The organism is Skermanella aerolata KACC 11604 (assembly GCF_000936425.1).
In the GTDB taxonomy this organism is placed as follows: Bacteria; Pseudomonadota; Alphaproteobacteria; order Azospirillales; family Azospirillaceae; genus Skermanella; species Skermanella aerolata.
The window spans coordinates 81573-106277 of the sequence record NZ_AVFK01000021.1; the positions used below are offsets into that span (position 1 = coordinate 81573).

At 65.4% G+C, this 24705-nt stretch carries 20 protein-coding genes and 1 tRNA gene; 10 read left to right on the forward strand and 11 right to left on the reverse strand.

Annotated elements, in window-relative coordinates:
• Positions 1-49: 49 nt before the first annotated feature.
• Positions 50-1687 carry a PcfJ domain-containing protein gene (locus N826_RS22935; RefSeq protein WP_147040528.1) on the forward strand — a complete coding sequence of 546 codons (1638 nt, stop codon included), beginning with the start codon at positions 50-52 and terminating at the stop codon, positions 1685-1687.
• 242 nt (positions 1688-1929) lie between these two features.
• Here N826_RS22935 and N826_RS22940 read toward each other — a convergent pair.
• Both N826_RS22940 and mnmA read right to left on the reverse strand, forming a co-directional pair.
• Positions 1930-2006: transfer RNA gene (locus N826_RS22940), tRNA-Met, on the reverse strand.
• A 267-nt stretch (positions 2007-2273) separates the two neighbouring features.
• Entirely contained in the window at positions 2274-3452 is a 1179-nt protein-coding gene (gene mnmA / locus N826_RS22945; RefSeq protein ID WP_044432620.1) for a tRNA 2-thiouridine(34) synthase MnmA, read from the reverse strand.
• 447 nt (positions 3453-3899) lie between these two features.
• Between mnmA and N826_RS22950 the strand changes: the two genes are divergently transcribed.
• The 4 genes from N826_RS22950 to N826_RS22965 are packed head-to-tail and all read left to right on the forward strand — an operon-like array spanning position 3900 to position 8561.
• Positions 3900-5387 carry a UbiA family prenyltransferase gene (locus N826_RS22950; protein ID WP_052831869.1) on the forward strand — a complete coding sequence of 496 codons (1488 nt, stop codon included), beginning with the start codon at positions 3900-3902 and terminating at the stop codon, positions 5385-5387.
• 7 nt (positions 5388-5394) lie between these two features.
• Positions 5395-6438 carry a lysylphosphatidylglycerol synthase transmembrane domain-containing protein gene (locus N826_RS22955; protein ID WP_147040530.1) on the forward strand — a complete coding sequence of 348 codons (1044 nt, stop codon included), beginning with the start codon at positions 5395-5397 and terminating at the stop codon, positions 6436-6438.
• A gap of 12 nt (positions 6439-6450) precedes the next feature.
• Entirely contained in the window at positions 6451-7809 is a 1359-nt protein-coding gene (locus N826_RS22960) for an FAD-binding oxidoreductase (protein ID WP_044432623.1), read from the forward strand.
• Complete coding sequence (locus N826_RS22965) at positions 7806-8561, forward strand: SDR family oxidoreductase (RefSeq protein ID WP_044432624.1); 756 nt, start codon at positions 7806-7808, stop codon at positions 8559-8561. The genes N826_RS22960 and N826_RS22965 overlap by 4 nt, the downstream gene beginning before the upstream one ends.
• Here the strand turns inward: N826_RS22965 and N826_RS22970 are convergent.
• On the reverse strand, positions 8542-9399 hold the full coding sequence (locus tag N826_RS22970; protein ID WP_044432625.1) for an FkbM family methyltransferase: 858 nt from the start codon (positions 9397-9399) through the stop codon (positions 8542-8544). The genes N826_RS22965 and N826_RS22970 overlap by 20 nt on opposite strands.
• A gap of 4 nt (positions 9400-9403) precedes the next feature.
• Complete coding sequence (locus N826_RS40425; RefSeq protein ID WP_084721063.1) at positions 9404-14167, reverse strand: translocation/assembly module TamB domain-containing protein; 4764 nt, start codon at positions 14165-14167, stop codon at positions 9404-9406.
• 188 nt (positions 14168-14355) lie between these two features.
• Here N826_RS40425 and N826_RS22980 point away from each other — a divergent pair, with 188 nt between their 5' ends.
• Both N826_RS22980 and N826_RS22985 read left to right on the forward strand, forming a co-directional pair.
• Positions 14356-15183: an SGNH/GDSL hydrolase family protein gene (locus N826_RS22980; RefSeq protein ID WP_044432626.1), complete on the forward strand. Its 828-nt coding sequence runs from the start codon at positions 14356-14358 to the stop codon at positions 15181-15183.
• A gap of 42 nt (positions 15184-15225) precedes the next feature.
• A complete protein-coding gene (locus N826_RS22985; protein ID WP_052831872.1) occupies positions 15226-16329 on the forward strand; it encodes an AI-2E family transporter in 1104 nt (367 codons plus the stop codon).
• 7 nt (positions 16330-16336) lie between these two features.
• On the opposite strand, the gene N826_RS22990 is transcribed toward N826_RS22985, so the two are convergent.
• Positions 16337-17209, reverse strand: coding sequence for a hypothetical protein (locus tag N826_RS22990; RefSeq protein ID WP_044432628.1), 873 nt, complete (start codon positions 17207-17209; stop codon positions 16337-16339).
• Positions 17210-17361: 152 nt separating this feature from the next.
• Here N826_RS22990 and N826_RS22995 point away from each other — a divergent pair, with 152 nt between their 5' ends.
• On the forward strand, positions 17362-18360 hold the full coding sequence (locus tag N826_RS22995; RefSeq protein ID WP_052831874.1) for a S1C family serine protease: 999 nt from the start codon (positions 17362-17364) through the stop codon (positions 18358-18360).
• A 4-nt stretch (positions 18361-18364) separates the two neighbouring features.
• On the opposite strand, the gene N826_RS23000 is transcribed toward N826_RS22995, so the two are convergent.
• From N826_RS23000 to N826_RS23010, 3 genes are read right to left on the reverse strand one after another with little or no spacing between them, the layout of a single operon-like run.
• Positions 18365-19150, reverse strand: coding sequence for a hypothetical protein (locus tag N826_RS23000; RefSeq protein ID WP_044432630.1), 786 nt, complete (start codon positions 19148-19150; stop codon positions 18365-18367).
• Positions 19147-19464, reverse strand: a complete 318-nt coding sequence (locus N826_RS23005) for a hypothetical protein (RefSeq protein ID WP_044432632.1) — start codon at positions 19462-19464, stop codon at positions 19147-19149. Before N826_RS23005 ends, N826_RS23000 begins: the two co-directional genes overlap by 4 nt.
• A gap of 9 nt (positions 19465-19473) precedes the next feature.
• Positions 19474-20190, reverse strand: coding sequence for a hypothetical protein (locus N826_RS23010; protein WP_147040538.1), 717 nt, complete (start codon positions 20188-20190; stop codon positions 19474-19476).
• A gap of 160 nt (positions 20191-20350) precedes the next feature.
• On the opposite strand from N826_RS23010, the gene N826_RS23015 reads away from it, so the two are divergent.
• Complete coding sequence (locus tag N826_RS23015; protein ID WP_044432634.1) at positions 20351-21175, forward strand: aldo/keto reductase; 825 nt, start codon at positions 20351-20353, stop codon at positions 21173-21175.
• A gap of 1 nt (position 21176) precedes the next feature.
• Here N826_RS23015 and N826_RS23020 read toward each other — a convergent pair whose 3' ends face one another.
• Positions 21177-21620, reverse strand: coding sequence for a nuclear transport factor 2 family protein (locus tag N826_RS23020; protein ID WP_044432635.1), 444 nt, complete (start codon positions 21618-21620; stop codon positions 21177-21179).
• Positions 21621-21678: 58 nt separating this feature from the next.
• The gene (egtB, locus tag N826_RS23025; RefSeq protein ID WP_084721065.1) at positions 21679-22992 is read right to left on the reverse strand and encodes an ergothioneine biosynthesis protein EgtB; all 1314 of its coding nucleotides are present in this window, start codon (positions 22990-22992) and stop codon (positions 21679-21681) included.
• 332 nt (positions 22993-23324) lie between these two features.
• Between egtB and N826_RS43265 the strand changes: the two genes are divergently transcribed.
• Positions 23325-23498 (forward strand): hypothetical protein, encoded by a 174-nt coding sequence (locus N826_RS43265; RefSeq protein WP_157599359.1) that lies wholly within the window; start codon positions 23325-23327, stop codon positions 23496-23498.
• 36 nt (positions 23499-23534) lie between these two features.
• Here the strand turns inward: N826_RS43265 and N826_RS23030 are convergent, their stop codons facing one another.
• The gene (locus N826_RS23030) at positions 23535-24641 is read right to left on the reverse strand and encodes a ParA family protein (RefSeq protein ID WP_044432636.1); all 1107 of its coding nucleotides are present in this window, start codon (positions 24639-24641) and stop codon (positions 23535-23537) included.
• Positions 24642-24705: the final 64 nt, after the last annotated feature.

Genomic DNA, 24705 nt, shown 5'->3' on the forward strand with positions numbered 1-24705 from the left:
CAGACAACCATTCGCAGTGGACTTTTTTGATCGCGGTCAGGAGCAGTTCATGCATCGCTCGGCTACAATCAGGGGCATGGTGACCTTCGGAATGATCGCTTGGGAGCGTCTTAGGTTGATTGAAACCGAAGGCAGTGCCGTTCTCCATTGTCCCCGCATGCGCTGCTGGGCTACCGCCGCACCGGAACGACCGGTGAAATTGCTCTGGGATCCTCCCGCTGGCTTCGAAGACCAGGAAACCGCGGCGATCGAACTTGATCCCGACGAAGCGCTGCTGCGATTTGCGGAATTCTTGCCGGACGGCACCCTGGCGAGCATCACGGCTGCGGGCCACAGGCTCGAGCAACTTGACGAGCGGATCGTCAATTGGTTTGCCGGCTGCCGGTTAGGGCATGGTCCGTCGCGGGTTCTTGCTGACCTGCGTGCTCAGGCGGCGCAGTCTTATCCCCTTTTGCCTTTCATCATATGGGAACTTGCAAGGGCCGGTGACGATTCCATCGACAAAGCGATAGCCGAACGAGCGCCACTGGCTGTGACGCTCCAGCGCATTTTCGGCGCAGCCTGGTTTGTACGGTTGCTTCACCAGCTTCGTCCCGACTTTCTGCCGGAAGGCGCCGGGATCGATCTCACCGAACTGCTCCGGACGGTGTGCCTGCTGGAGCCATCCCAAGTGCCCCAATCGCCGCAATGCTGGGAGAGCTTTCGGGCGATGCAGTTCATGATCGCCCAAATTGTCCCATCGCATGCGCCCGAACGGGTCAGGGTCATGGCAGCCAAGGACATGTTCCGGAAAGCTGCAGGCAATTGGGAGGCTCACCCGTCCGATCAACTTCTTCAGGCCTATCCCGGACATGTGGCGCAGGATCTCGCCCGGAACCTGGTCCGTCCCGCCTTGGTCAAGCTGACGCCCTTGAATAGGAGCAGGGACGTTCCGACCCATTACAATCGGGCTTCCCGGCTGCTGTTCCAAGGGCGCGGACCGAAACACATCCTCCGTATCTGCGAATTGTGGCACAAGCGCCAGATCGGGATTCATTTCCGCTTGAGCGAGAACTTCCCGCCCACCGAAGCGGGTGAGCTGAGGTGGGAACCGTTGACCGCCCCATTTCAGGCAACCAACGGTCACCTGATCGTGCCGCTGACCGACAAGCCCATGCTGATGCAAGAGGCCTTCAGTCTCAGCCATTGCGTAGGGACCTATGGATACGCCTGCGCGTTCGACGGCCGCCATGTCCTTTCGGTAAGAACGGAAGGCGGGATACCGATCGCGACGCTTGCCGTAAAACAGCATCTCGCGACTCCCGCTGGAATCCAACACGCCATCAGCGAGTTCGTAGGCAAGTCCAACGGAACGCCGCCGGCGGAAGCGCGTCTTGCCGTGAACGAATGGATAGATGCTATCGTTGACGGCCGCTTGCCGATAGACCTGGAAAGCCTGAAACGCGCCCAAGCGGAGCGGCAACCTCTTCGGCTCAATCTGGGGGAAGAAGAGATGGCAGGAGATCCGGAGCCGTCCTGCTACGACCACGACAAGCCGGGAGCATTGGATATGGCTTTAGCACTCTATGGACCGTTGTTGCCGACCAGAGTACGGCGAGGCGGTCTGCCGGAGCTTGTCCGAGTCTGCTCACTTGGATGGATAGGCTATTTTCAACGCCATGATCGAACAGATATGCCGACACGTTAAAATGCTTGGGTGATTTGGCATCCACCAGGATTATTGATACTGCCAGCAGAAAGACTTCAAAGTTCAACCGGTGGAGGTCTAGAAAGCTTCAGGTTCAGAGAATGACGATGCCGTCCAGATGGTGATCGAGCGTCCGGAACTCCCCGTAGATCTTAAACGTGCGGCTCGCCGCGGCACTGGCTGTACTCCAGGCGACGAAACAAAAAAGCCAGCCGACCCATTGGATCAGCTGGCTTTTTTACTGGTAGCGGAGGAGGGATTTGAACCCCCGACACAAGGATTATGATTCCTCTGCTCTGACCAACTGAGCTACTCCGCCGCAGGCCCGGTTTGTCGCCGGGAGGCCGGTGATATAGTTCGGCGGGACGGGGCCTGTCAAGCGCTTCTCGACGATTTACGGAGGTCTGTTTTCGAAGCCGAACGGATGGCGGTAAAAAGGAATAATTTCTTAACGATGAGCGCCTAAGCTGCCTTGCCGCAGGGCCGGGTCTTTGACAATCGAATCATCAAAAACAGGCACTTGATGCCGGTCGTCACGACAAATGATGACATTTGCGTACGGCTGGGGGGATGTCATCACCCCTCCTCAGGCCGCCGCCAGCCGGCTTTCCGCCGAAGCGATCCAGCCGCCGCCCAGGACCCGGTCGCCCTGGTAGAAGACGCAGGCCTGACCGGGGGCCACGCCGAACTGGGGTTCGTCCAGGATCACCTCGGCGCCGCCGTCCGCCGCCGGGAACGCCGTGGCCGCCGCGGCAGGCTGGGCGGAGCGGAGCTTGACGTGGACCTTGGTGCCGGCAGGGTCGGGGGCGTCGCCGGTCCCCAGCCAGTTGACCTCGCGCACCACCACGCGGTCGCGGGCGAGGGAAGACCTGGGGCCGACCACGACGCGGTGGCGGGCGGGGTCCAGGCGGACGACGTAGAGGGGGTCTCCCTGGTCGCCTTTCTGGCCGCCGATGCCCAGGCCCTTCCGCTGGCCGATCGTGTAATGGATGATGCCATCGTGACGGCCCATGACGCGGCCGTCCACATGGACGATGTCGCCCGGCTCGATGGCGCCGGGGCGGAGCTTCTCCACCACCTCGGCATATTTCCCGGTCGGGACGAAGCAGATGTCCTGGCTGTCCGGCTTGTCGGCCACGACCAGGCCGAAACGCTCGGCATGGACGCGGACTTCGGGCTTGTGCATGCCGCCCAGCGGAAAACGCAGGTAGTCCAGCTGCTCGCGCGTCGTGGCGAACAGGAAATAGCTCTGGTCGCGGGCGGGGTCGATGGCGCGGTGCAGCTCGGCGCCGTCCTGTCCCATCGCCCGCTGCACGTAATGGCCGGTCGCCAGCGCCTCGGCGCCCAGGTCGCGTGCGGTGTCCAGCAGGTCGCGGAACTTGACCCGCTGGTTGCAGCGGACGCAGGGGATCGGGGTCTCGCCCCGCAGGTAGCTGTCGGCGAAGTCGTCCATCACGCTCTGCGAGAACCGGTTCTCGTAGTCCAGCACGTAATGGGGAATGCCGATCCGGTCGGCCACCTGCCGGGCGTCGTAGATGTCCTGGCCGGCGCAGCAGGCGCCCTTCCTGCCGATCGCCATGCCATGGTCGTAAAGCTGGAGGGTGATCCCGACGACGTCGTACCCTTCCTCCTTGAGCAGCGCCGCCGTGACGGACGAGTCCACGCCGCCGGACATGGCGACGACGACGCGCGTGTCGGCGGGCCGCTTGGCGATGCCAAGCGAGTTGAGAGCGGTAGCGGACGCGGGGTGCGGGATCGGGTTCATGGGGCGCAATATAAGCGATGGCCGGTCCGGCGCAACTGCTCCACCGCAAGGCTGTCATGCCTCTCGCGAGCCCGCTATCACGTGGACTATGGTGCTACGCTCATATGTAGAAGCGATAGAAGTACACGGACTCGAAGGGATATGAATGTGCGACCTGGATAGTGAGGAAATTCCTCAATAGATCGCCAGAGTAATCCTACGGGCACCTTCCTATTCCCCATGGAAAGCATTCATCAAAAATGATTGCATCATGGATGAATTTTGCCGCTCCAATTGTTCATTGTCGGAACATGTTGTTGGGTGGCGACGAATTCAGAGGGGATTCCTGAAAATTTTCTATAAATTCTCCTCCACTACTGACGGATCTTGCGCTTCATGGCCAGTATGGATGCAGTAAACCGCTCGGCACGACAGCATCCCGACAGCGCTCGTCCGGCGGCCGATCCCATGACGGCTGATGCTTTCACGGTCGATCCCAAGACGGCCGATCTCAAGACAGCCGATCCGAAGGTCTCGGGCGGGCGGGTGCCGCTGTGCGTCGATATGGACGGCACGCTGCTCAACACCGACAGCCTGATCGAATGTTTCTTCGCCGTCATCAAGGACTGGCGGGTGATGTTCGCCCTGTTCGGGTGGCTGTTGAAGGGCAAGGCGCACCTCAAGCAGCAACTGGCGCTGCATGCCCGGCTCGATCCGGCGCTTTTGCCCTACAACAGCGGCCTGATCACCTGGCTCCACGAACAGAAGAGGCTTGGCCGGCGGCTCATCCTGGCGACCGCCGCCGACCATGTGATCGCCGATGCGGTGGCGAAGCATATCGGCCTGTTCGACGAGGTGATCGCCTCGGATGGATTGAACAACCTGCGCGGCTCGGCCAAGGCGGAAGCGATCTCCCGTCACCTCGACGGTCAGCCCTACGCCTATGCCGGCAACGATTTCTCCGACCTGGAGATCTGGCGGCATGCCGACTCCGCGGTGCTGGTCAATGCGCCGAAGAGCGTCTGCAAGGCGGCGGCGGAAGTTACCCGGATCGAGACGAGGGTAGACGACCGCATTCCCTGGACCCATGCCCTGGTCAAGGCGCTGCGGCCCCATCAATGGGTCAAGAACGTCCTGGTCTTCGTGCCGATCGTGACCGCCAGCGCGCTGTTCGACTTCGCGGCCTGGGGCGATGCGCTGCTGATGTTCTTCGCCTTCTGCTGCACGGCGTCGGCCATCTATGTCGTCAACGACCTGACCGATCTGGCCGCCGACCGCCAGCACCAGCGGAAGCGCCACCGGCCTTTCGCCAGCGGCGCGCTGCCGCTCTATCACGGTCCCATCGTCGTGCCGGGGCTGCTGCTGGCGGGGGGAATCCTGGCGGCCTTTGCGGGAGCCTTCCATGTCGTGGTGCTCTACGCCGTCTGTTCGGTGCTCTACTCCTTCAAGCTGAAAAGCCTGCCGCTGGTCGACGTCTTCATGCTGGCGTCGCTCTACACGATCCGTCTGTTCGGCGGCGGCGAAGCGGCAGGGTATCCGGTGTCTCTCTGGCTGCTGGGGTTCTCGAGCTTCCTGTTCCTCAGCCTCGCCATCGTCAAGCGGGTCGCCGAACTGATGGCGCTTCCGACCGACAGGAAGGGCAAGCCGGCGGGCCGGGGCTACAAGGCCGGCGACATAGAAATTCTGAAACTGATGGGCGTCGCCTCCAGCTTCACCTCCTGCCTCGTCCTGGCTCTCTATGTGCAGTCCGATCTGGCGCTCGGCCTCAACAAGCTTGATCAGACCTATTGGGGCATTGTGCCGCTGATGCTGTTCTGGCAGTGCCGTATCTGGCTGGCAACCGCGCGGGGTAAGATGCATGACGATCCCATCGTCTATGCCGCAAAGGACCCGACTTCCTGGGTGATCGGCGGCGCCGTCTTCGCCATCGCCGCCATCGCCCATCTCCCGATCTAGAGGAACCGTGAGCAACAAACCCACAGCCTCGGCCGAGCCGGGAGCGCAGGCGCTCCAGGAGCAGCCTCGTTCGCTTATGCGCCGGGCCGAATACGGCGCCGTCATCACCGCCGTCGTCTTCGTCATGGCGATGGCGGGCGCCGGCATCTGGTTCGGCCTGGAAGAGGTCTGGCACCGCATGCTGACGCTCAGCCCGATGGCGCTGGCGGGCCTGCTGGGCCTGTCGCTGGTCAACTACCTGATGCGGGCATGGCGCTGGTACATCTACAGCCAGCACCTCGACATCCAGGTTTCACGGCGGCGGACCGGGCTTTACTACTTCGCCGGCTTCGCCATGACGACGACGCCGGGCAAGCTGGGGGAGGCGCTACGCCTGTGGTTCCTGGAGCGCTGCCACGGCTATCGCTACGAGCGGACGGCGCCGCTGCTGCTCGGCGACCGGATGGGCGACGCCGTCGCCATTGTCCTGCTGTGCCTGGCCGGCATTTCGGCCTTCGGGGCCGTCTATGTCACGGGAACCCTGGTCGCAGCCGGCGTTCTCCTGGTGGCGCTGCTGATGCTGCTGCGCCCGCATGTGCCTCTGCGGGTGGTCCTGGTGGTCTATGGGCTGGTCGGCCGCTGGCCCCGGCTGTTCGGCGCCGCGCGCGGCGTCGTCCGCAAGACCTCCCGGCTGCTCGATCCCCGGATCTTCGCGCTGACCACGGTCATGGGCGTCTTCGGCTGGCTGTGCGAGGCTTTCGCCCTGCACTGGCTGCTGATCGACCTTGGCGCCGACATCACGCTTCAGCAATCGGTCTTCGTGTTCGCCTTCGCCATGCTGGTCGGCGCCGTTTCCATGCTTCCGGGCGGCCTCGGCGGGACGGAGGCGACCATGTTCGCCCTGCTGACGCTGCTCCACGTACCGGCCGATACGGCGCTGGCCGCGACCCTGATCATCCGGCTGACCACGCTGTGGTTCGCCGTCGGTCTCGGGTTCGTAGCGCTGCCCGCCGCCTTCCGGCTCGCCCGCCAGCCGGCGGTGGAGCGCATGGCGGCCGAAGCAATCAGGTGAGTTTCTGACCTTATGACCTGGAAGACGATGACCCTCACCGGCTGGGGAAGAACCAGCCGGGCCGAGGTGGCGGCCTGCCGGCCGGAGCGCGCTCCGGCCGCTGTCCGCATGATGGGAACTCGCCACGACAACGGCATCCTGGCCTATGGCAAAGGCCGCAGCTATGGCGACGCGCCGCTGAACGGCGGCGGCCACACGCTGCTGACCGAGCGGCTGAACCGGATGGTCTCGTTCGACCCGTCGGACGGAACGCTGGTCTGCGAGGCGGGCGTCACCTTCGACGACCTGCTCGACGCGTTCCTGGCGCGCGGGTTCCTGCCGCCGACCTCGCCGGGGACCGCCTTCGCCACCATCGGCGGCGCCGTCGCCAACGACATCCACGGCAAGAACCACGACCGGGCGGGAAGCTTCGGCGACCATGTCCTGTGGCTCGACCTGATTCTGCCATCCGGAGAGTTGGTCCGGGTATCGCCGGAGGAGCGCCCGGAGCTGTTCGCCGCGACCATCGGCGGCATCGGCCTGACCGGCGTGATCCTGAACGTCTGCTTCCGGCTGCGGAAGGTGGCGTCGGCATCCGTCGTGGTGCGGGAACGGCGGATGCCCGATCTCGACGCCTTCATGGCCGGTCTGGCGGAGGCGCGGGAGACGGCCGGCTACAGCGTCGGCTGGATCGACGGCATGGCGCGCGGCGGCGAATTGGGGCGCGGCATCCTGGAGACCGCCGAGACGGCGGACGCGGGAGCCGGCGCCGTTCCGGCAGGGGCCAAGAAGGCGCGGGCGGTGCCGGTCGATCTACCCGGTTTCGTGCTCAATCCCTTGAGCATCAACCTGTTCAATCAAGCCTATTACCGGCGCGTACCGGCGGAAGGGCGGACGCGGACCCTGCCGGTCCGGCAGTTCTTCTACCCGCTCGACGCGATCCACCACTGGAACCGCATCTACGGCAAGCGCGGCTTCTACCAGTTCCAGAGCGTCATCCCGGATGCCGGGGCGGCCCAAGGGATGCGCCGCATGCTGGAGGCGATCTCCGACGCGCGGGCCGGCTCGTTCCTGGCGGTGCTGAAGACGCTGGGCGGCGAGGGCAGGGGGCATCTGTCGTTCCCGATGCGGGGATATACCCTGGCTCTCGACTTCCCGCGCCGTGACGGCGTTGAGGACTTGCTGGCCCGGCTGGCTGCCATCTCGCTGGACCAGGGCGGACGGGTCTATCTGGCCAAGGACGCCGTGCTGGACGCCGCCAGCTTCAATCGCATGTATCCGAAACTAGGGGAATTCCGCGCCGTGCTCGACAGCATCGACCCGGAGCGCCGCATGCAATCGGACATGGCGCGCCGGCTGAACATCCGGGGACACGAGGGAGACCGGGCATGAGCGCTGCGACATGGCTGGTCCTGGGGGCGTCGTCCTCGATCGCGCGGGCCTTCGCGCTGGAGGCGGCGGGCGAAGGGGCCAACGTCCTGCTGGCTGGTCGCGACCGCGACGACCTGGACCGCAGCGCCGCCGATATCGGCATCCGTCACAACGTCGCCGTGCGCGTGGTGGACTTTGACGCGGAAGCGGTCGATAGCCACGACGCTTTCGTGACGCACTGCGCCGGGCTGGCGGCTGAGTTCGGCGGCGGGCCGCTCAACGTCTTCCTGGCGTTCGGCCTGATGCCCGATCAGGCAACCATCGACCGCGACCCGGATCAGGCCCAGCGGACCATCCAGGCCACATATGCCGGGGCGGTTTCCGTGCTGCATAGACTGGCACCCAGGATGGAGGCCCAGGGCAAGGGGCATGTCGTCGTGCTGGGGTCGGTCGCGGGTGATCGCGGGCGGATCAAGAACTACGTCTACGGGTCGGCCAAGGCGGGACTCCACGCCTATCTGCAAGGCCTGCGGGCACGTCTGTTCCGCGCCGGGGTGACGGTGACGACGGTCAAGCCGGGCTTCATCGACACGACCATGACCTGGGGAATGCCGGGACTGTTCCTGGTGGCCTCTCCCCGGGACTGTGCCCGCGCCTGCCTACGCTATGCCGCCAAGGGTGCGGAGGTCCGATACTTCCCCGCGTTCTGGTGGATCATCATGACGATCATCCGCAACATCCCGGAACCGATCTTCAAGCGCCTGAGCATCTGACGGACGCCGGAAGGCGGAACCCGCGACGCTCCAGATCGGATGCGTCGCGGGTTGCCAGCACGTTGAGGCACACGGCCGCGTCGGGGACGCCGTCGGTCAGGATGTCGTCCTGCCCGACCACGAAGCAGGTGAAACCGGCGGCCTCCAGGCGGCACAGTATCTCGCGGGAACCGTAGCCATAGCGGGCAAAATTCTCGTCGAACAGCTCGATATAGACGTTCCGTGCCACCGATAGCGTCTTGGCGGCCCCCTCCAGCACGAATCTCTCAAAACCTTCGACATCGATCTTCAGCAGGTCGATGGTACCGAGACCGCCCGCCAGATCGTCCAGCGTCGTCATCTCGACCGTGACTCCGTCGCCGTCGGTTCCTGCGGAGACGAAGTTCATGTCGTCGGCCCGCCGCTGGGAGATCCGGATCGTGCCGGGCGCCGACCCCACGGCGTGGTTGTGGACCTGCACATGGCCGAAGCCGTTCAGCAGCATGTTCTCCCGCAGGAAGCCCGCAATGGTCGGGTTCGCCTCTACCGCGACGACGCGGCCCGAAGGGCCGACCTTCATGGCTGCCGCGGCGGCCAGCGTTCCGACATTCGCCCCGACATCGACATAGGTTCCGCCCGGATCGAGCATCCGCGTCACCACCCGTTCGTCTTCGACGCGGGCGTCCGGGTCGATCCAATAGGCGCAGGAGACTGAGGACGGAAAGAACCGCAGGCTGTAGCCGTCCTTCCGGATCGTGAAGCGGCGGCACAGCCCGGTCTGCCAGAGCAGGCGCCCGGCCAGATTGCGGACCGGCCGGTCGCCCTTCAGCAGTTCGACAAAGCGGCCGATGCCCGGCATGGCCTCAGTACTCCCACTCGTACAGCATGCCGACGCCGGCGCCCGAGTTCGTGCCGACATCGGTGCGGACCTTGAGGTTGTCGGTCAGGTCGATCTCGACCACCACCCGGCTGCCGGCTTCTCCGACCCGCTGTTCGGCGCCGACATAGACGTCTCGGGAGACATAGCGGCCAGCCGCCACGCCGGCACCCGACAGTCCTTCGCCCTCCTCGCCGCTCAGGATCTCCAACCGGTCGATGCCCAGCGTGTTTCGGACGCTGTCTAGCACGCCGGGGCCGCCGCCGATACCGGCTAGCTGGCCGACGGACTGGGCCAGCTGGATCGCCTCGAAGGCACTGAGTTCGTTGAACGACTTGTTGAACAGGACACGGGCGATGACTTCGTCCTGGGGCAGTTCCGGGGTGGAGGTCAGGACGACCTTGGGAGACGATGCCCGTCCGGTGACCACGACCTGGGCAGTGATGTCGGTAGCCTTGGCCGTCGCGATGACGTCCAGGACGGGGTCGGTGCTGCCGTCGCCGACGAAGTCGACGTTCGCCTGGCTGAATTCGAACCGCTTGGTCAGCAGGTCCAGCGTGCCGTTCACCAGCCTGAGCCCGCCACCGATTACCGGCTCGGCTGCGGTCCCGCCGACCGTCACGTCGGACGCCATCTCGATTTCCAGCCCGCGCCCTCGCACGAAGATCTGGTTCTGCGCCTTGACCGTCATGTCCAGCCGAAGCTGGAACGGAGAGGCTTGGGATGCCGGCTCCTCCGGCCGGATCGGAGGTCCGCCGCGGCGGTTGATCTCCTCCACCTTGATCTCCACCACGCTTGGCGGCAACTGTTCCGGTATGCGGATGTCGGCGCGCTCGATGGTGACCGGCCCTTGGAGCAAGGGGTTGTCGAGCGGTCCGGTCAGGCTCAGCAGCGTATCGATCTTCGCCGTGGCGAGGTCGATCTGGACGAGCTGAGCGTTACTGGCGCCGACGCGGATATCGAAGGCCTGTGGGTCGGTCGGATCGACATTGACGGAGCCAGAAGCCTCCACCGCGCCGCCGCCCGGCGTCCTTCCGGCGAACTGGTCGATCGTCAGGCGCTTGCCGTCGCCGCGCAATCTCATGACGATCTCGCTGATTACCGTGCCCGCCGCCTGGTTCTCGTACCGTCCGTCGGCGATGGTGGCGTCGCCGCCCAGCTGCGGGTTGGCGAGTGAGCCGCCGGCGTTCAGGTTGATGTCCAGCCGCCCCTGCGCCCGGTCACCGGTGGTGGCGAGCAGATCGTTGAAGGTGGCCAACTGGACATTGCCGCGTAACGCCGCGCTGATCGGAGCGTTCTGCGGCATGTCCACGGTCAGCGGCTCCTGCCGCAGCACCAGCGGCACCTCGGCCTGAAGCCTCATGTCGATGCCGCCGCGCTGGCGGGTGGCGGCGTTGCCGTCCAGAGCCAGCCTGCCGTTTCGCCAGCGGCCCGTCGTGTCGATGTCGATGCCGGTAAGGCCGGCGGCCTCTCCCCCTTCCAGCCCCATGTTGGAGACCTTGAGGTTCAAGTCGGCGCGCGGGTCGGCGATGGTGCCGGCGAAGGTCGCGTTGCCGTCCAGTTGCCCGTTTACGCCAAGGTCTGGGGCAGCCAGGGATGCCAGCGACAGCGGCACTCGTGTCAGGGTCGCGGTGCCCTCGAGAGCATTGCGGATGAGACCGGCATCGATGGCGATGCGGCCGTCTCGGCTAGCGAGCAGCAGGTTGCGCACCTCGTAGCGGTTCGGGCCGATGGTCGCGGTGGCGGGGTTGACTAGATTGAAGGGCTGGCCGCCATAGGTGCCGTCCAGCTTGTCGAGCCGGAGCTTCTGGAGCAGGCCTTCCTGGTTGAAGCCTCCGGCCAGCGCGACCCGCGTCGGCTGGGCCGGAGACCCGGCTTTCCCGTTGGTCTGCGCCTGGAACTGCGCCTTGGCTGGAGTGCCGGACGCGGATGCGGTCAGCGACGCCAAGTCGGCACCGCCGGCGGCGATGCCCGAACTGTCGAGCTTGGCATCGAACCGCATCGCGCCCAGCGCGTCCTTCACGTCGGCGTTGAGGTTCAGCCGCCTGACCGCCAGGACGGGACCCTGGGGTCCGGTGACGGAGATGTTCTGGCCCCGCACCGTAGCCGTCGCGGCCTGCTGTCCCTTAGGATCGTCAAGCTTGACATCCAGGCGTCCGCTGCCGCCCAGGGCCTGGCCGGCCAATGCGGAGAAGACGCCGAGGTTGCGCATGTCGCCGCCCAGCTTGCCGGACGCGGTCATACGGTCCAATGCTACCCGGATGGCTCCGGTGATGCGGTTCTGCTCCGCTCCCAGCGAAATGTCGCTCAGGTTCAGCCTTTCGCCTTCCAGCGCGAACGCTGTCTTGGCGTCAAGCGGCTGTTTGTCTACGACGGCTTGTGCCGTCAGGGTGCCGCGCGGCGAGCCCGGCAGATGGGTCGCCCGCACGGCCAGATCGGCACGCGGCACGGAACGTCCGGAAACGAGCAGGTCGCGGCCGGCCAGATCGGCCCGCACTTCCAGCGCGTCCAGAGCGCCGGAAGCGGTGCCGTCCAGCACGGTGGAGCCCGCTATCGGGGTTTGCAGCGGCTCGGCCAAGACGGCGAGACGCGGGAGGCTGGCGCGCCACTTCGCGTTGAGGGTGTTGTCCTTCAGGGCGCCCGATGCCGTCAGCGCCACGTGCTGGCCGTCGATCTTCAGGTTGGACAGATCGACCGATCCATCCGTGCCGACGGTGACCAGTCCGACCAGATCCACCTTGCGGCCGACCAGAGCGTCGGCCGGCGGCGTGCCGGTCCGCAGATCAGTCACATCGCCGGACAAGTCGGCCCGGACTAGTGTCGCCTGATTGCCGCCGCTTAGATCGGCGTTCAGCTTTGCGGCACCTTCGAGCGGCGCACCGGCCACGCCGGCAAGTCGGGAGAGGTCCGGAACATCGAGGACGGCATTGCCCGCGACATCCTGGCCGAATTCGCGCACGGTGGCATGGCCGGTCAGGCTGCCGACAAGGGTATTCAGCGCCAGTTCGGTGACGTTGACCGTCTGCGCCGCGTCGTCGCTGTCGGCAGCGAGGCGGAATGTGACGGCATCGCCTGCTATGTCGCGGATCATCTGCTGGATGGCGGGGTCGCCGCTGTCCAGGCCGGTGAGGTCGGCGGTCGCGGTTCCGCGCAGCGTCTGACCGCCTTCCTCCATGGCAAGGTCGGTGCGAACGGTGAAGGCTCCGGAGATCGGAACGTCCGGCAGCTTGGCGAGATCCGGTACGTCGAGGCCTACTTGGGCGCCGACCGCCTTTCCCCATTCACGGACGAGGGCCGTGGCCGTGGCGGCTCCAGCGGCGGTGTCCGCCCTCAACTCGTCAACGCGGATCTCTCCGGTGCCGGGCGTGACCACGGCGTTGCCGGCGATCTTCACCTCCGGGCCTGCTACCTGCGCCACACGCGGGTCGCCGGCCATGGTCGGGTTGGTCAGGCCGCCGTTCAGCGTCACGGCCACCGTCGATCCGGCCTCATCCAACGGACCGGAGGGCACGGCGCGGAGTTGCAGGGCGACGCTGTCCACCGCCGCCTGCACGGCATCGATCTTGTCGGCGGCGAGTTCGGCCGTGATCGTCGGAGCGTTGACCGGGCCGGCGGCCTTGCCGGACAGCCGCACGTTCTGCCAGCTCACGTCGGGAGCCAGCGCCCGCAGGGAGGAGTCGGCTCCTGCCTCGACCACATAATCGAAGTCCAGTTCCTGCGGGTCGAAGCGATAGGCGCCGGAAAGGTTCAGGGTCCCGGCGGCCATTGTCACGCGCGCGGGTGTGAGGGCGATCTGGCGGTTCGGGTCGATCGCGGCTTCCGCCTGAAACCCCACGCTGTCGCCGACGATCTGGGCCGTCTGCGGATCGAGCATGCGGGAGAAGGCGGTGTCGCCACGGATCGTCATGCCGTAGCCTTGGCCGCCTTCCGCGACCTGGATGCCCCGGATGTTGGCGTCGGCTCCTATCCGGGCGATATCGCCGGCATTGCCGTCCAGCCTGCCGTCCCAGCCCGAAAGCGGACCGGAGCCACGCAAGGCGACGTTGACCGGCGGCAGTCCCGGAATGCTGGCCGTCCTGGCGATCACACCGCCTTCCGGTTCCTCCACCGTCAGGTCCAGGTCGAGTTGTTCGGTGCCGGGCGCGTAGTCCATCGCCAACCTGGCGCCGCCCGGCTTGTCCAGCCGGTCAATCTTGAGGTTGGCGGCGACACCGTCCTCGGCGCGTCCCAATTTGGCGCTGCCGTCGATCGTCAGGCTGGCGGCCTCGCCGCCGAGGACCGGCGCGCCGAGATCGAGCTTCTTCACCGCCAGCCGCTGGAGATCCAGCCCGACCGGCAAATTGGGAAGCTGGGGCAGGCTGAAGGGTTCGTCGCTGGGCGGAGGTTGGGGCTGGCTTGCCGGCAGGCGTTCGAGCGTCATGTGGTTGACGTCGAGGCCGCTGATCCGGAACTCGCGGCGGAACAGGGCGCCGGCCGCCCAGTCGAGTTTCGCCTGATCGATGTTCAGCCAGACGCCGTTGTCGTCGGCGATGGCGAGATCGTAGATCGTTACGTCCAGGCTCCAACTCGAACTGACCCGGCCGATGGTGACGGTGCGCCCGGGACCGCTGAGCAAGCCCTGGATCTGGCGCGTCACCCAGCCGGGATCGTTGTGTTCCGATTCCTCCTGGGCGATGACGGCACCCGACGCGCCCGCTACCAGCCCTGCGAGCATCAGCGCCGCACCCCACCGGCGAATCCGAACTTCCATGTAACTAAGCCTTCGCGATTACGGACTTTTCGAGCTTTGGACCCTGGTTTGAAACCCCCAGTCAAACACCTGAGGGCAGTGGATGTGCCCAAATCCACGTTCCGCTTGTTAACGGGGGCGGACAGCGCCTAGCCCCGGGGAGCAGCATGACACGTCCGATCTCTTGGATCATCACTACGGTATTTATTATGTGTGCAGCCTTCAATCCAGCCAGTTCGGACGCTCAGGAAACCCGGTTCGACACCGTTACCGTGTTCGGCGACAGTCTGTCCGATACCGGAAACGCCGCGGGAGCGCGTTTCAGCAACGGCCCGGTCTGGGTTGAACATATTGCCCGTCATTTCAATCTCAGCGTTGATCCCGTTGCGTCCGGCGGCACCAACTATGCGGTCGGCGGCGCTCGGGCCTATGAACCGGGAAGTCCCTACAACTTGCGTGCCCAGGTCGATGAATGGCTTCGGCAGGAGCCGGAGCGCGAAACCGTCGAACGGTCCCTCTTCATCGTCTACGGCGGCGCCAACGACCTTCTGGCCGCCGTCTACGGACAGGACCCCGTGGTGCTGGCGATGAACGCGGTGAGGGCGCTGGGCACGATCGCCGACGATCTTGCCTCCGCCGGAGCACGCCATATCCTGTTCGCCAACCTGCCGGATCTGGCCAAGGTGCCGGCGGTGCGTCAGTACGGCCCCGGGGTGGGGCAGGTCGCGACGCGGACCACCTCCGGCTTCAACGAGGCGCTCAAGCAGACCCTGGACGGGGTCGAGGCGCGCCATGACGTCCGCATACTCCGGCTCGACGTCTTCAGCCTGACCGAGCGCGTGTTTCGCGATCCGGCGGTGCTGGGCGTGCCCGGCATCGACCTAACCACGCCTTGCCAGACCAATGGCCGCGTCTGTTCCGATCCCGACCGGCGGTTGTTCTGGGACCACGTCCACCCGACGGCCTTCACCCACGCGCGGCTGGCCCGCGCAGCACTGGAGGCGCTTGACGGGAGCGGCCGGAGCGGCGGCCTGTGAGTGTGTGCCCATTGCGGCGATGCCCGCGGCTGGCGGACTGACATGGACCAGAAGCCGGACATCGTGAACAACATCGTCATAACGGACGAGACGGGCTCCAGAATCCCGACCTGGGCGCGCATCCTGATCTGGGTGCTGGTGATCTCCGCCGGGATCGCCCTGGTCGTGCTGCTGGGCCGGACCCTGGTGCCGTTCATCGTGGGTGCGGGCATGGCCTTCATCTTCGATCCTCTGGCCGGCTGGCTGGCGCGCAAGGGCATCCGGCGCGGATGGGCGGCCCTGCTGGTCACGCTGGTCACGTTCGGCGTCCTGGCCGGATGCCTCGCCCTGCTGCTGCCGGTTCTGCTGGAGCAGGCGACCGAATTCGCCGAGCGGTTGCCCGACCTGCTGACCAAGGCCCGGATCATGCTGACCGGCGCCACCGCCCAGGTTCCGGGGGCGGAGGTGCTTCAGGACGCGGATCTGCTGCGCCAGATGGCGCAAAGGACGGGCGAGTGGCTTCAGCAATCGGCCGGCGACCTGCTGGGCTTCGCCGCCACGCTGTTCGACATCGGGCTGCTGCTGGTGCTGACTCCCGTCGTGACCTTCTACCTGCTGCGCGACTGGCACCCGGTTGTGCGGCAGTTGAAGCGGCTGGTGCCCCGCCAGTCGCGCAAGGTCGTGTTCGAGCTGGTGTCCGAGATGACGTACCGGCTGGCCGGATACTTGCGCGGGATGGCGATGAGCGCGCTGATTCAGGCGGTGATCCACGCGGTCGGACTGACCCTGGTCGGCTTAAACTTCGGCATCCTGATCGGCGTGCTGACCGGCGTGCTGGTGTTCGTGCCGGTGGTCGGCAACATCGTCATGTTCATTGCCGCCATCACCGTGGCGCTGGTCCAGTTCGACGGCTGGCTGGAGCCGGCACTGGTCGTGCTGATCTATGCCGGCAGCAACGTCCTGGAAACCAGCGTTCTCGAGCCCGTCCTGGTCGGCAACCGCACCAACCTGCACCCCGTCTGGGTCATCTTCGCCCTGCTGGTCGGCGGCAGCCTGTTCGGATTGGTCGGAGCGCTGCTGGCGCTGCCGGGCGCCACCGTCATCGCCGTGCTGATCCGCTATGCCGTGGACAAGTACGTCCACAGCCGGCACTACGAAGAGTTGTGATGCCGCTTCAGAACGCCTGAACCTCGACCACCCAGCAGTCCAGCATGCGCTGGGCCAGCGCCACGCACATGTTGTTGACGCCCTGCCGGTCGAGCGGGCCGAAGGCGAGGGCGAAGGTTACGGCGCTGCGTCCGATCACCGGATAGATGAAGCGGGTATAGGGAGCGTATTGCTGTCCGGCCGCCGCGATGAAATCGGTCCAGGCGTGCTCGGCCTCCACCGGGGTCAGGTAGTCGCCGATGCGCGCCGCGTAGAAGTTCCGCGCCGGTCCGCTGCCCGAGAAGTCGTAGTCGTGGACGCCGATGATCGGCGCCAGCCGCTCGGGCGGCAGAGTGATGCTGGCGATGCTGTCGGACGACAGGCGCGCCTTGCCGTCCTGCACGTCGAGCAGGCCGAGCACGGCTCCGCGCTCCAACTTGGCTTCGCGCTTCTTACCGTCGCGTATCTCCATCCCGGCGGCCGGCTCGGTCAGGACGTGGGTGCCGCGCAGGACGCCGTTGGGGAAGGTCCAGCGCTGCCGTCCGACGACGGCGGCCCTTCCGGAGACTTCACGAGCGATGAAGATGCTGTCCAGGCTGTCGCTCGGCACATAGCCGATGTCGCGGCCGCCCAGCCCGATCTGGGTCCAAGACGGCATCCTGCGCGGCGTGCCGAATGCCGCGACCACCTTGCCCTTGGGCAGCGACATGACGACCCGGCTGTCCGCACTGGCGGAAACCAGAACGTCGACGTCGCGGTTCAGGATCGTCTCGCCCGTCTGCGGCTTGCCGAGATTGGGACCGCCCTGGGCCGCCGCCGGGGCGGGAGCGACGGCAGGCCAACCCAGCGTCACGGCCAGCACGAGGCAAAGGAGGACCAGCGGCTTAGGCAGATTCTGCATCGCGTTCCCCAGTGTATCGGGCAAATCCTGCCGGTACCGATCGGTCCATATCTCTAAAATGCACGGTATTCCGCCAATGGCATGGGCCTTGCCATTGGTATGGCGAACCATGCGTCGGGAAAGTCCCCGACGGCGCCTTGCCGGAGACGACCATGAGCAGCTTACTGAACACCGGATTGTTGGGGGCGGCTTTCGGAGCCTGCATATGCTGGAGCGGTCCGGTCACGGCTGCCGTCGTCTGTGCCACGCCGGGGCAGGACGCCGACCCCGTCGCCCTGTTCGACATGGTGGCGCCGTCTGTCGTGACCATCGAAGCGACATCGGACGGCGACAGGATGGTCGGGACCGGCTTCCTGTGGGACCGCTCCGGCCATGTCGTGACCAACGAACACGTCATCCGGTCGGGCAAGCAGCTTACCATACGCTTTTCCGATGGACGTGCCGTCCGCCCCTCGACGATCTCCGTCGCGGCGCATCTGGACGTCGCGGTGCTCCTGGCCGATACGAGGGAGGCGCCGCCGGTCAGCCATGGGGCCGCCGGCAGGCTGGGCATGGGCCAAAGGGTCTTTGCGATCGGCAATCCATACGGATCGGGGGTAAGCCTAAGCCGGGGCACCATCAGCGGACTGGACCGGCCGGTCGATCTCGGCGGCGGCAGACGGATCGACAACGCGATCCAGACCGATGCCAGCCTCAATCCCGGCAATTCCGGCGGACCGCTGATCGATGCGCGAGGCTGTCTGGTCGGCATGGCGACCGCCCTCGTCGTGCCGTCGGCCGGAGAGCCGAACGTCGGGTTCGCGGTGCCGGTCGACCTTCTGGAGCGCACGGTCGCCCGTCTGATCGAACCCGGCGTCCGGAAAGTCTCCGACGTGGCACCGGATGCGTCCGGCACCACCGCGCTCGGCATCCTGGCGGAAGATGCCAGACCCGGCATCCGCGTGCTGAAGGTCATGCCCGGATCACGCGCCGCGACCCTGGGGGCGAAGCCCGGCGATCTGATCACCCATGCCGATGACCGGCCGGTCAACAGCGTCGCGGCTCTGACCGCGCACCTGAAGCGCCGAGGGGCCGACGGCATGCGCCTGACGTTCCTGCGCGGCAAGGAGAGCCGCACCGTCGAAGTTCTCCTGGCCTCCACCAGCTTGTGAGGCGTCACGGTTTCGGCTCCAGCATGACGATGGTCGGCAGCCGGACGGTGAAGGTGATCGGTTCGGGCGCCGGCTGGGAGGAGGCCGGGACCGGCGCCTGCTGCTGCGGTGCCGCGCCGAACGGAGTTATCGGGACGATGGCTGTGTAGCCGGGATTGGCCTGGGCAACCGGCGGCAGACCCAACGCCATCGACGGGGAGCCGGTCGGCGCCACGGCTTCCACTGCCGGGGCCTGGGCTTGAACAGGCTTCCTTGGCGGGACGGGCGGAACGAATACCGGGGGAGTGTACGGCGTCACCTTCGCCACGGCCGGCATCATCGGAGCCGGCGGCGGTGCATAAGCCGGTGCGCCCGCCGGAGGTCCCACTATCGGCGCCGGCTTCGGCGGAAGTACCGGAACGCTGGCGATCAGCCGCGAGGAACCCGGAGTCGGGGCGCCGTAATGTACCGGCGTAATGCCAACGGCGATCGATCCGGCGCCGGGCGGTGTCGGCGCCGGCGGAGCGTTGCTCGCTGGCGGCGGCAGGTCCATCGGCATGATGTCAACGACGGGAGGCGGCGGCATCGCGGCCGGGGCCGTCGTGGGGGCCGGCATGGGTGCTGATGGAGGTTTGGCTTCGGCGGCCTTCGCCGGAGCCTTCTTCCGCGCCTTGGCAGGCGCCGCCGGGGCATCCTTCCCCTTAGCCGGAGCAGGAGCCGGTGTTGCCGGCTGCTGGGCCAGCGCTTCGTGCCGAAGCGCCGGTACCGTGGCGGTCGCTAAGGCGGCGATCAGGAGAAGCGTGTATCTCATGGCCGGGCCGGCGGTTCCTTGGGCTTGTCGGGCTGAAGCTTCGGTATGCCGGTCACGGGATCGATCACCACCCTCAGGATACCGTCATCGCCGATATGCGTTTCGACCCGTCTGCCGCTGACCGGATCGAACGGCCCTTCGGATTTGCCGGTGATCGGATCGGTCGTGAACATGACCTCGATCGACTCCGGCATGCCGATCGGCGGCGCCCCGTACAAAGCCGGCTGAGGTGCTGCGGCGCATCCGCCGAGCAGGAGTGCCGTGCCCAGAACCCAGAAACGCCGAATGCCGCCTGTGGGGAAGTCCAGTGCCATGACGGGAGTTTACTTCAGCATGCCGACCAGGGTAGCGCCCCCGATGGCGGCGGCAAGGACAGTAGCGACCATGACGCCAACGACCACCCACAGATACGAGCGAGTCGGGCGCTCCGCCAGTTCTGCCTGGATACCGATCAGGCGCGTGGACATTTCCATCCGAACTTCAACGATCTCGCTTCGCACCTCGGCAAACTTTCCTGAAACTTCGGTCCTGGATTGATTGGCGTCAGCCTGGATACTGTTTGAGATCTCGGCAATCTCAGCCCTTATCTTGCCGTATTCCGTCGAAGTTTCTGCCCTGACTTCGCTGAATTGCTTTGTGACTTCACCCCTGAACTTACCGAATTCGTTTGAGACTTCGCCCCTGAATTGCCAGAATTCCGTCGAGACGTCACTCCGAAGCTGGTTTATGGACAGGGTCAAGTCCGAGCGGGTTTGCGCGTTCTCCGCCTTAAGCTCAGCGGTATTGGTGGCGACATCCGCCTTGCTGGCGGTATGGTTGAGGCGTTCGTCGATCCGATGAAGCAGGGGCAGCACTTGGTTATAGAGCAGGCCCTTGACCTCGCTCATATCCCCTTCCAGTCGTGGGACGCGTGCTTCCATGCCGGGATCATGCGGCCCGCCGTCGCCGCCGTCAAGATTCTCGCTTCCAATGCCTGACCGGCTTGCGATAACACGCGTTGGACGGGCGCCTGCCGTGCTTTTGCGACTGGGAGCCGTCATGGAAGCCTTCCGTAATGATCTTGACTGGTTACAATGGCACTATAGATCGCCTTTTTCATAAATGGTCTCAACCGCGACGTTGCGCCGCTGATCGCTGACGAGTCGGAACCGGAATTACCACGACCGTGTTCGCCTCCCTGCAAATAAAGGAATCGAAGCTATGGAATACGTGAACCTCAAGGGCGCGCGGGTGCCGGTCCTCGGCCTCGGGACGTGGCAGTTGTCGGGCGCGCAGTGCGCCGATGTCGTCCGGGCCGGGCTCGATCTGGGATACCGTCACATCGATACCGCCCAGGCCTATAACAACGAGGAAGAGGTGGGCGTGGCGCTTGCCGGATCAGGCGTCGCGCGCGACGACATCTTCCTGACGACCAAGGTCTGGTACGAGCGGATCGCTCCCGGCGAATTGCAGCGTTCGGTCGACGAAAGCCTGACGAAGCTGCGCACCGACCATGTCGATCTGCTGCTGATCCACTGGCCCAACGCCAAGATTCCGCTGGGCGACAGCCTGAAGGCGCTGGCGGAGGTCAAGGCCCAGGGCAAGGCGCGCCACATCGGCGTCAGCAACTTCACGGTCGCACTGCTTAAGGAAGCCGTCGAAGTCCACGGCGTCGATCTGGCATGCGATCAGGTCGAATACCATCCATTCCTGTCGCAGCGCCCGGTGCTGGATTTCCTGCGGTCCCACGAGATGTTCCTGACCGCCTATAGCCCAATCGCGCGCGGTGAGGCCGCGACTCACCCGACGCTGATGAGGATCGGAGAGGCGCATGGCAAGTCGGCTGTTCAGGTAACGCTGCGCTGGCTGCTCGACCAGGCCAACGTGGTCGCCATCCCCAAGGCCAGCGGCGAGAAGCACCTTAAAAGCAACTTCGAGATATTCGACTTCAAGCTGACCGACGCCGAACGGGCCGAGATCGACGCCCTCACCGGCAACCGCCGCCTGATCAATCCAGGCTGGGCGCCGGCTTGGGACGCTGCGTGAGTTAATGAAGCTGATGCCGGGGAGGCGGGACGTCCGCTTCAGCCATCTGGATCGCGATCGGGCTTGCCTGATGGTGGATCAGGCGCCATGACCCCAGTTCCTCGATGAAGATGTTGGTGGCGGCGAGCACGCCGCCGTCCAGCACTTCCTCGCAGACGACGATGGCGGTCTTGCCGTGGATGAAGGCCCGGTCGTTGCGGCTGTAGGCGTTCGGGGACGCGGGGTTCTTCATGATGTCGCGCCAGCTGGACAGGACGGCCGCGCGCTCCATCAGCGGCGGCCAGCCGGGATGGATGCACAGGACGGGCACGCCGCGCGCCCATATCTTGTCCATGGTGGCAAGGTCGCGGCTGCTGAAGGCGTGGTAGAAAGCGCGGTTGGCGGCCAGCGCGTCGTCTAGCGAAGGTCCGGCCGCCAGGGACTCCGTCGTGGTGCTGGTGGTCATGGCGGTCATTCCTGCCGGTTGTTCTAACCAAACGTGATAGACCGCCACACTACCTCAGTCAAAGATCTTCCGCGAGCCTGATGCCGGAGAACTGCCAGCGGGCGTTGGGCGGGAAGAAGTTGCGGTAGGTCGCCCGGATATGGTCGCCCGGCGTGGCGCACGAGCCGCCGCGCAGCACCATCTGATTGCACATGAACTTGCCGTTATACTCGCCGACCGCTCCGGGAGGCGCCTTGTATCCGGGATAGGGGGTGTAGGGGCTGGCCGTCCATTCCCAGACGTCGCCGTATATCTGCCACGGCCCAAGGCCGGCGCAGGGAGAGGACGCCGGGTGCAGGGTCCCACATTCCTGCATATTGCCGTCGGCCATCTGGGTGCGGCCGAACAGTTCCCACTCCGCTTCCGTGGGCAGGCGCTTGCCGGCCCAGGCGGCGTAGGCCGCCGCCTCGTAGAAGCTGACATGGCAGACGGGCTCCGAATCGACGACGGGTTTCACCCCGGCAAGGGTGTAGACCAGCCACTCGCCGTGCTGCTTGTGCCAGTAGAGCGGTGCGCGCCATTCCTGGGCCTCGACCTCGGCCCAGCCGTCCGACAACCAGTATTCGGGCTTGTCGTAGCCGCCGGACTCGATGAACTCCCGATACTCGCCGCAGGTGACGGGGCGGCCAGCCAGGCGGAACGGACGGACATAGGTGTCGTGGCGCGGCGTCTCGCTGTCGAAGCAGAAAGGCGTGCGGGACGACGGATCGTTGGGATCGCAGCCGATCTGGACCAGTCCGCCCCTGTGTTCGAACCACTTCTGCGGCGCCGTGGTCGGAACCGGCGAATTGGCGTGCGCATGGTAGGCCGGCATCAGCGGGTTGGACCACAGCACATGCTTGATATCGGTGACGATCAGTTCCTGGTGCTGCTGTTCGTGGTTGAGCCCCAGGATGATGACATCGGTAAGCTCGGTCAGGCCGTCATCCGGGATCTGGCGTATCAGGCGGAGGCAGGCGGCGTTGACGTGGTCGCGGTAGCGCTGGACTTCGTCCCAGCTCGGCCGGGAAAGCATGCCGCGCTGCGGTCTCGGATGCCGGTTGCCCAGCTTGTTGTAGTAGGAGTTGAACAGGTAGCCGTAGCGTTCGTCGAAGGCCGTGTAGCCTGGCGCGTAGCGTGAGAGAACGAAGATTTCGAAGAACCACGTGGTATGTGCCAGATGCCATTTGGACGGGCTGACATCCGGCATCGACTGGATCATTTGGTCTTCGGGGGTCAGCGGCGCCACCAGCCCGACGGTACGACCGCGTACCCGCATGAAGCGGCGAACCAGCCGTTCGCGAGCGTCCGGCGCGGTCGCGAGTTCGATCACGTCCTGCATAGTTTCGAGCATTCCTGTTCCTCCGGCATGTCGATACGCACCGAACCCTTACCGAGGGCGGTGCGCATGTCCTTTAGAATGAAACACACAACTTGGGAATTAGGTCAGCGTCTCAGTCAGGGCTATATCGACAGGGTACCCCCCATGGAGGTGAAAGAAGATTCCGTCGGTTGGTAGCCATTGGGTCAACGGTTGGTTAACGGCGTCATACATCCGCCGCGATGCTGCGTTGCAGCAAATGCGGATGCCGAGAATGCTGAGGATGCTTATCTTGTGTATCGGCAGCTACCGGAACGGAGTTGCCGGCTTTCAACGAGCTTCCTAAGTTTCTAAGGACAAATACAATGGTCATCCTCTCTCTTTGCGGTGACAAGTACAACAAGCCCAGCGACAAGCCTGAAGACATGACCCTTCTGGACCGCATGTGGAAGCGCGCCGTCGCTCGCATCGTCCAGAACGGCGGCGCTGCTCAGGTTCGTCTCCCCAATCCGGCCAACGGCGCGCGCACCGCAGCCTGAGACGGCACTTGTCTTCGGGCGCCTTCGAGGTGCCCCTCAGTTAACGTTGGCGGCGGTCTGGAAGAGCGTCAGCGCCGTCGGCCCCAGCCAAGTGGCGAGCGAACCGCCGCACAGCATTCCCGCCAGGAAGATCACCGCTGCCATGGCGAGCTGACGTTTGCTGCCGGCCGGCTTGCGGTCGGAAGCGTCCGGCTCGCCGTCGAGCCCCGCGCCGGGTTTGCCGTTTCCGATGCCTGTCGTATCCGCGTCGGGATCGACGGCCACGGAGGTGAACTCCGGTTTTCCCAATGTCTCCGTTATCGTCTGCGTCACCGCGTCGAAGGAGAAATCGGCGTCGGGCAACCGGCGCTGGCGATGGATCCGGCCCAGCAGTTCGGCGGTCAGGAAGATATAGTCCTGCGTTGAATGGGTGGCGCGGTTGAACAGGGTGGAAGGAGCGCGCTTGACTTCCGCCTTCAGGATCTCCGGATCGAACCGGATTCTGTTGCGGTAGGTCAGCCCGGAGAACTGGCTGCCCAGGTCCTTCAAGGTCTGCTGGTCGCGCCGCGTTCCCTCGAACAGCGAAACCAGGATGCCGTTGACCACCAGTCCGGGGCTGAGGCCGCCGCGCAACGCGTTGACCGTTTCCACGGTCCGCTGCACGCCCTGGATCGAGAAGGCACCCGATGTCGTCGGGATCAGAACGCTGTCCGCCGCGATCAGGGCGCTCAGCGAGAGCAGGCCCATCGCGGGAGGGCAGTCGATCACGACGAAGTCGAAGCGGTCCTCCGAGAAGGTCAGGTAGCGCTTCAGGCCGTGGTTGGGCCGGACGCGGTCGTCCAGGCCGGTTTCCAGCAGCGTGAGCGCCCGCGTCGACGGGATGATCCACAGGTTCTGGACGACCGTTTCGTGCAGCGCGTCCTCGATCACCGCCTGCTTTCGGATGACGTCCACAAGGTTTGGCGACGCACCGGTACGCGACAGGACGGTGGTGCTGCTCTGCTGCGGATCGATATCGACCAGCAGGCAGCGATATCCGGCCGCAGCCAGACATACCGACAGGTTGAGCGATACCGTCGTCTTGCCCACGCCGCCCTTGTGATTGTAGATGGCGATCGTGTGGGTCGGGCTGATACGGGTCGGCGCGTTCGGGCTCGAAGTCATCAACTGGGGTCCGGAAGAGAGCTGTCCAAGACAAGGGCGTCGGCGACAAGGTCGGCTGGCAGGA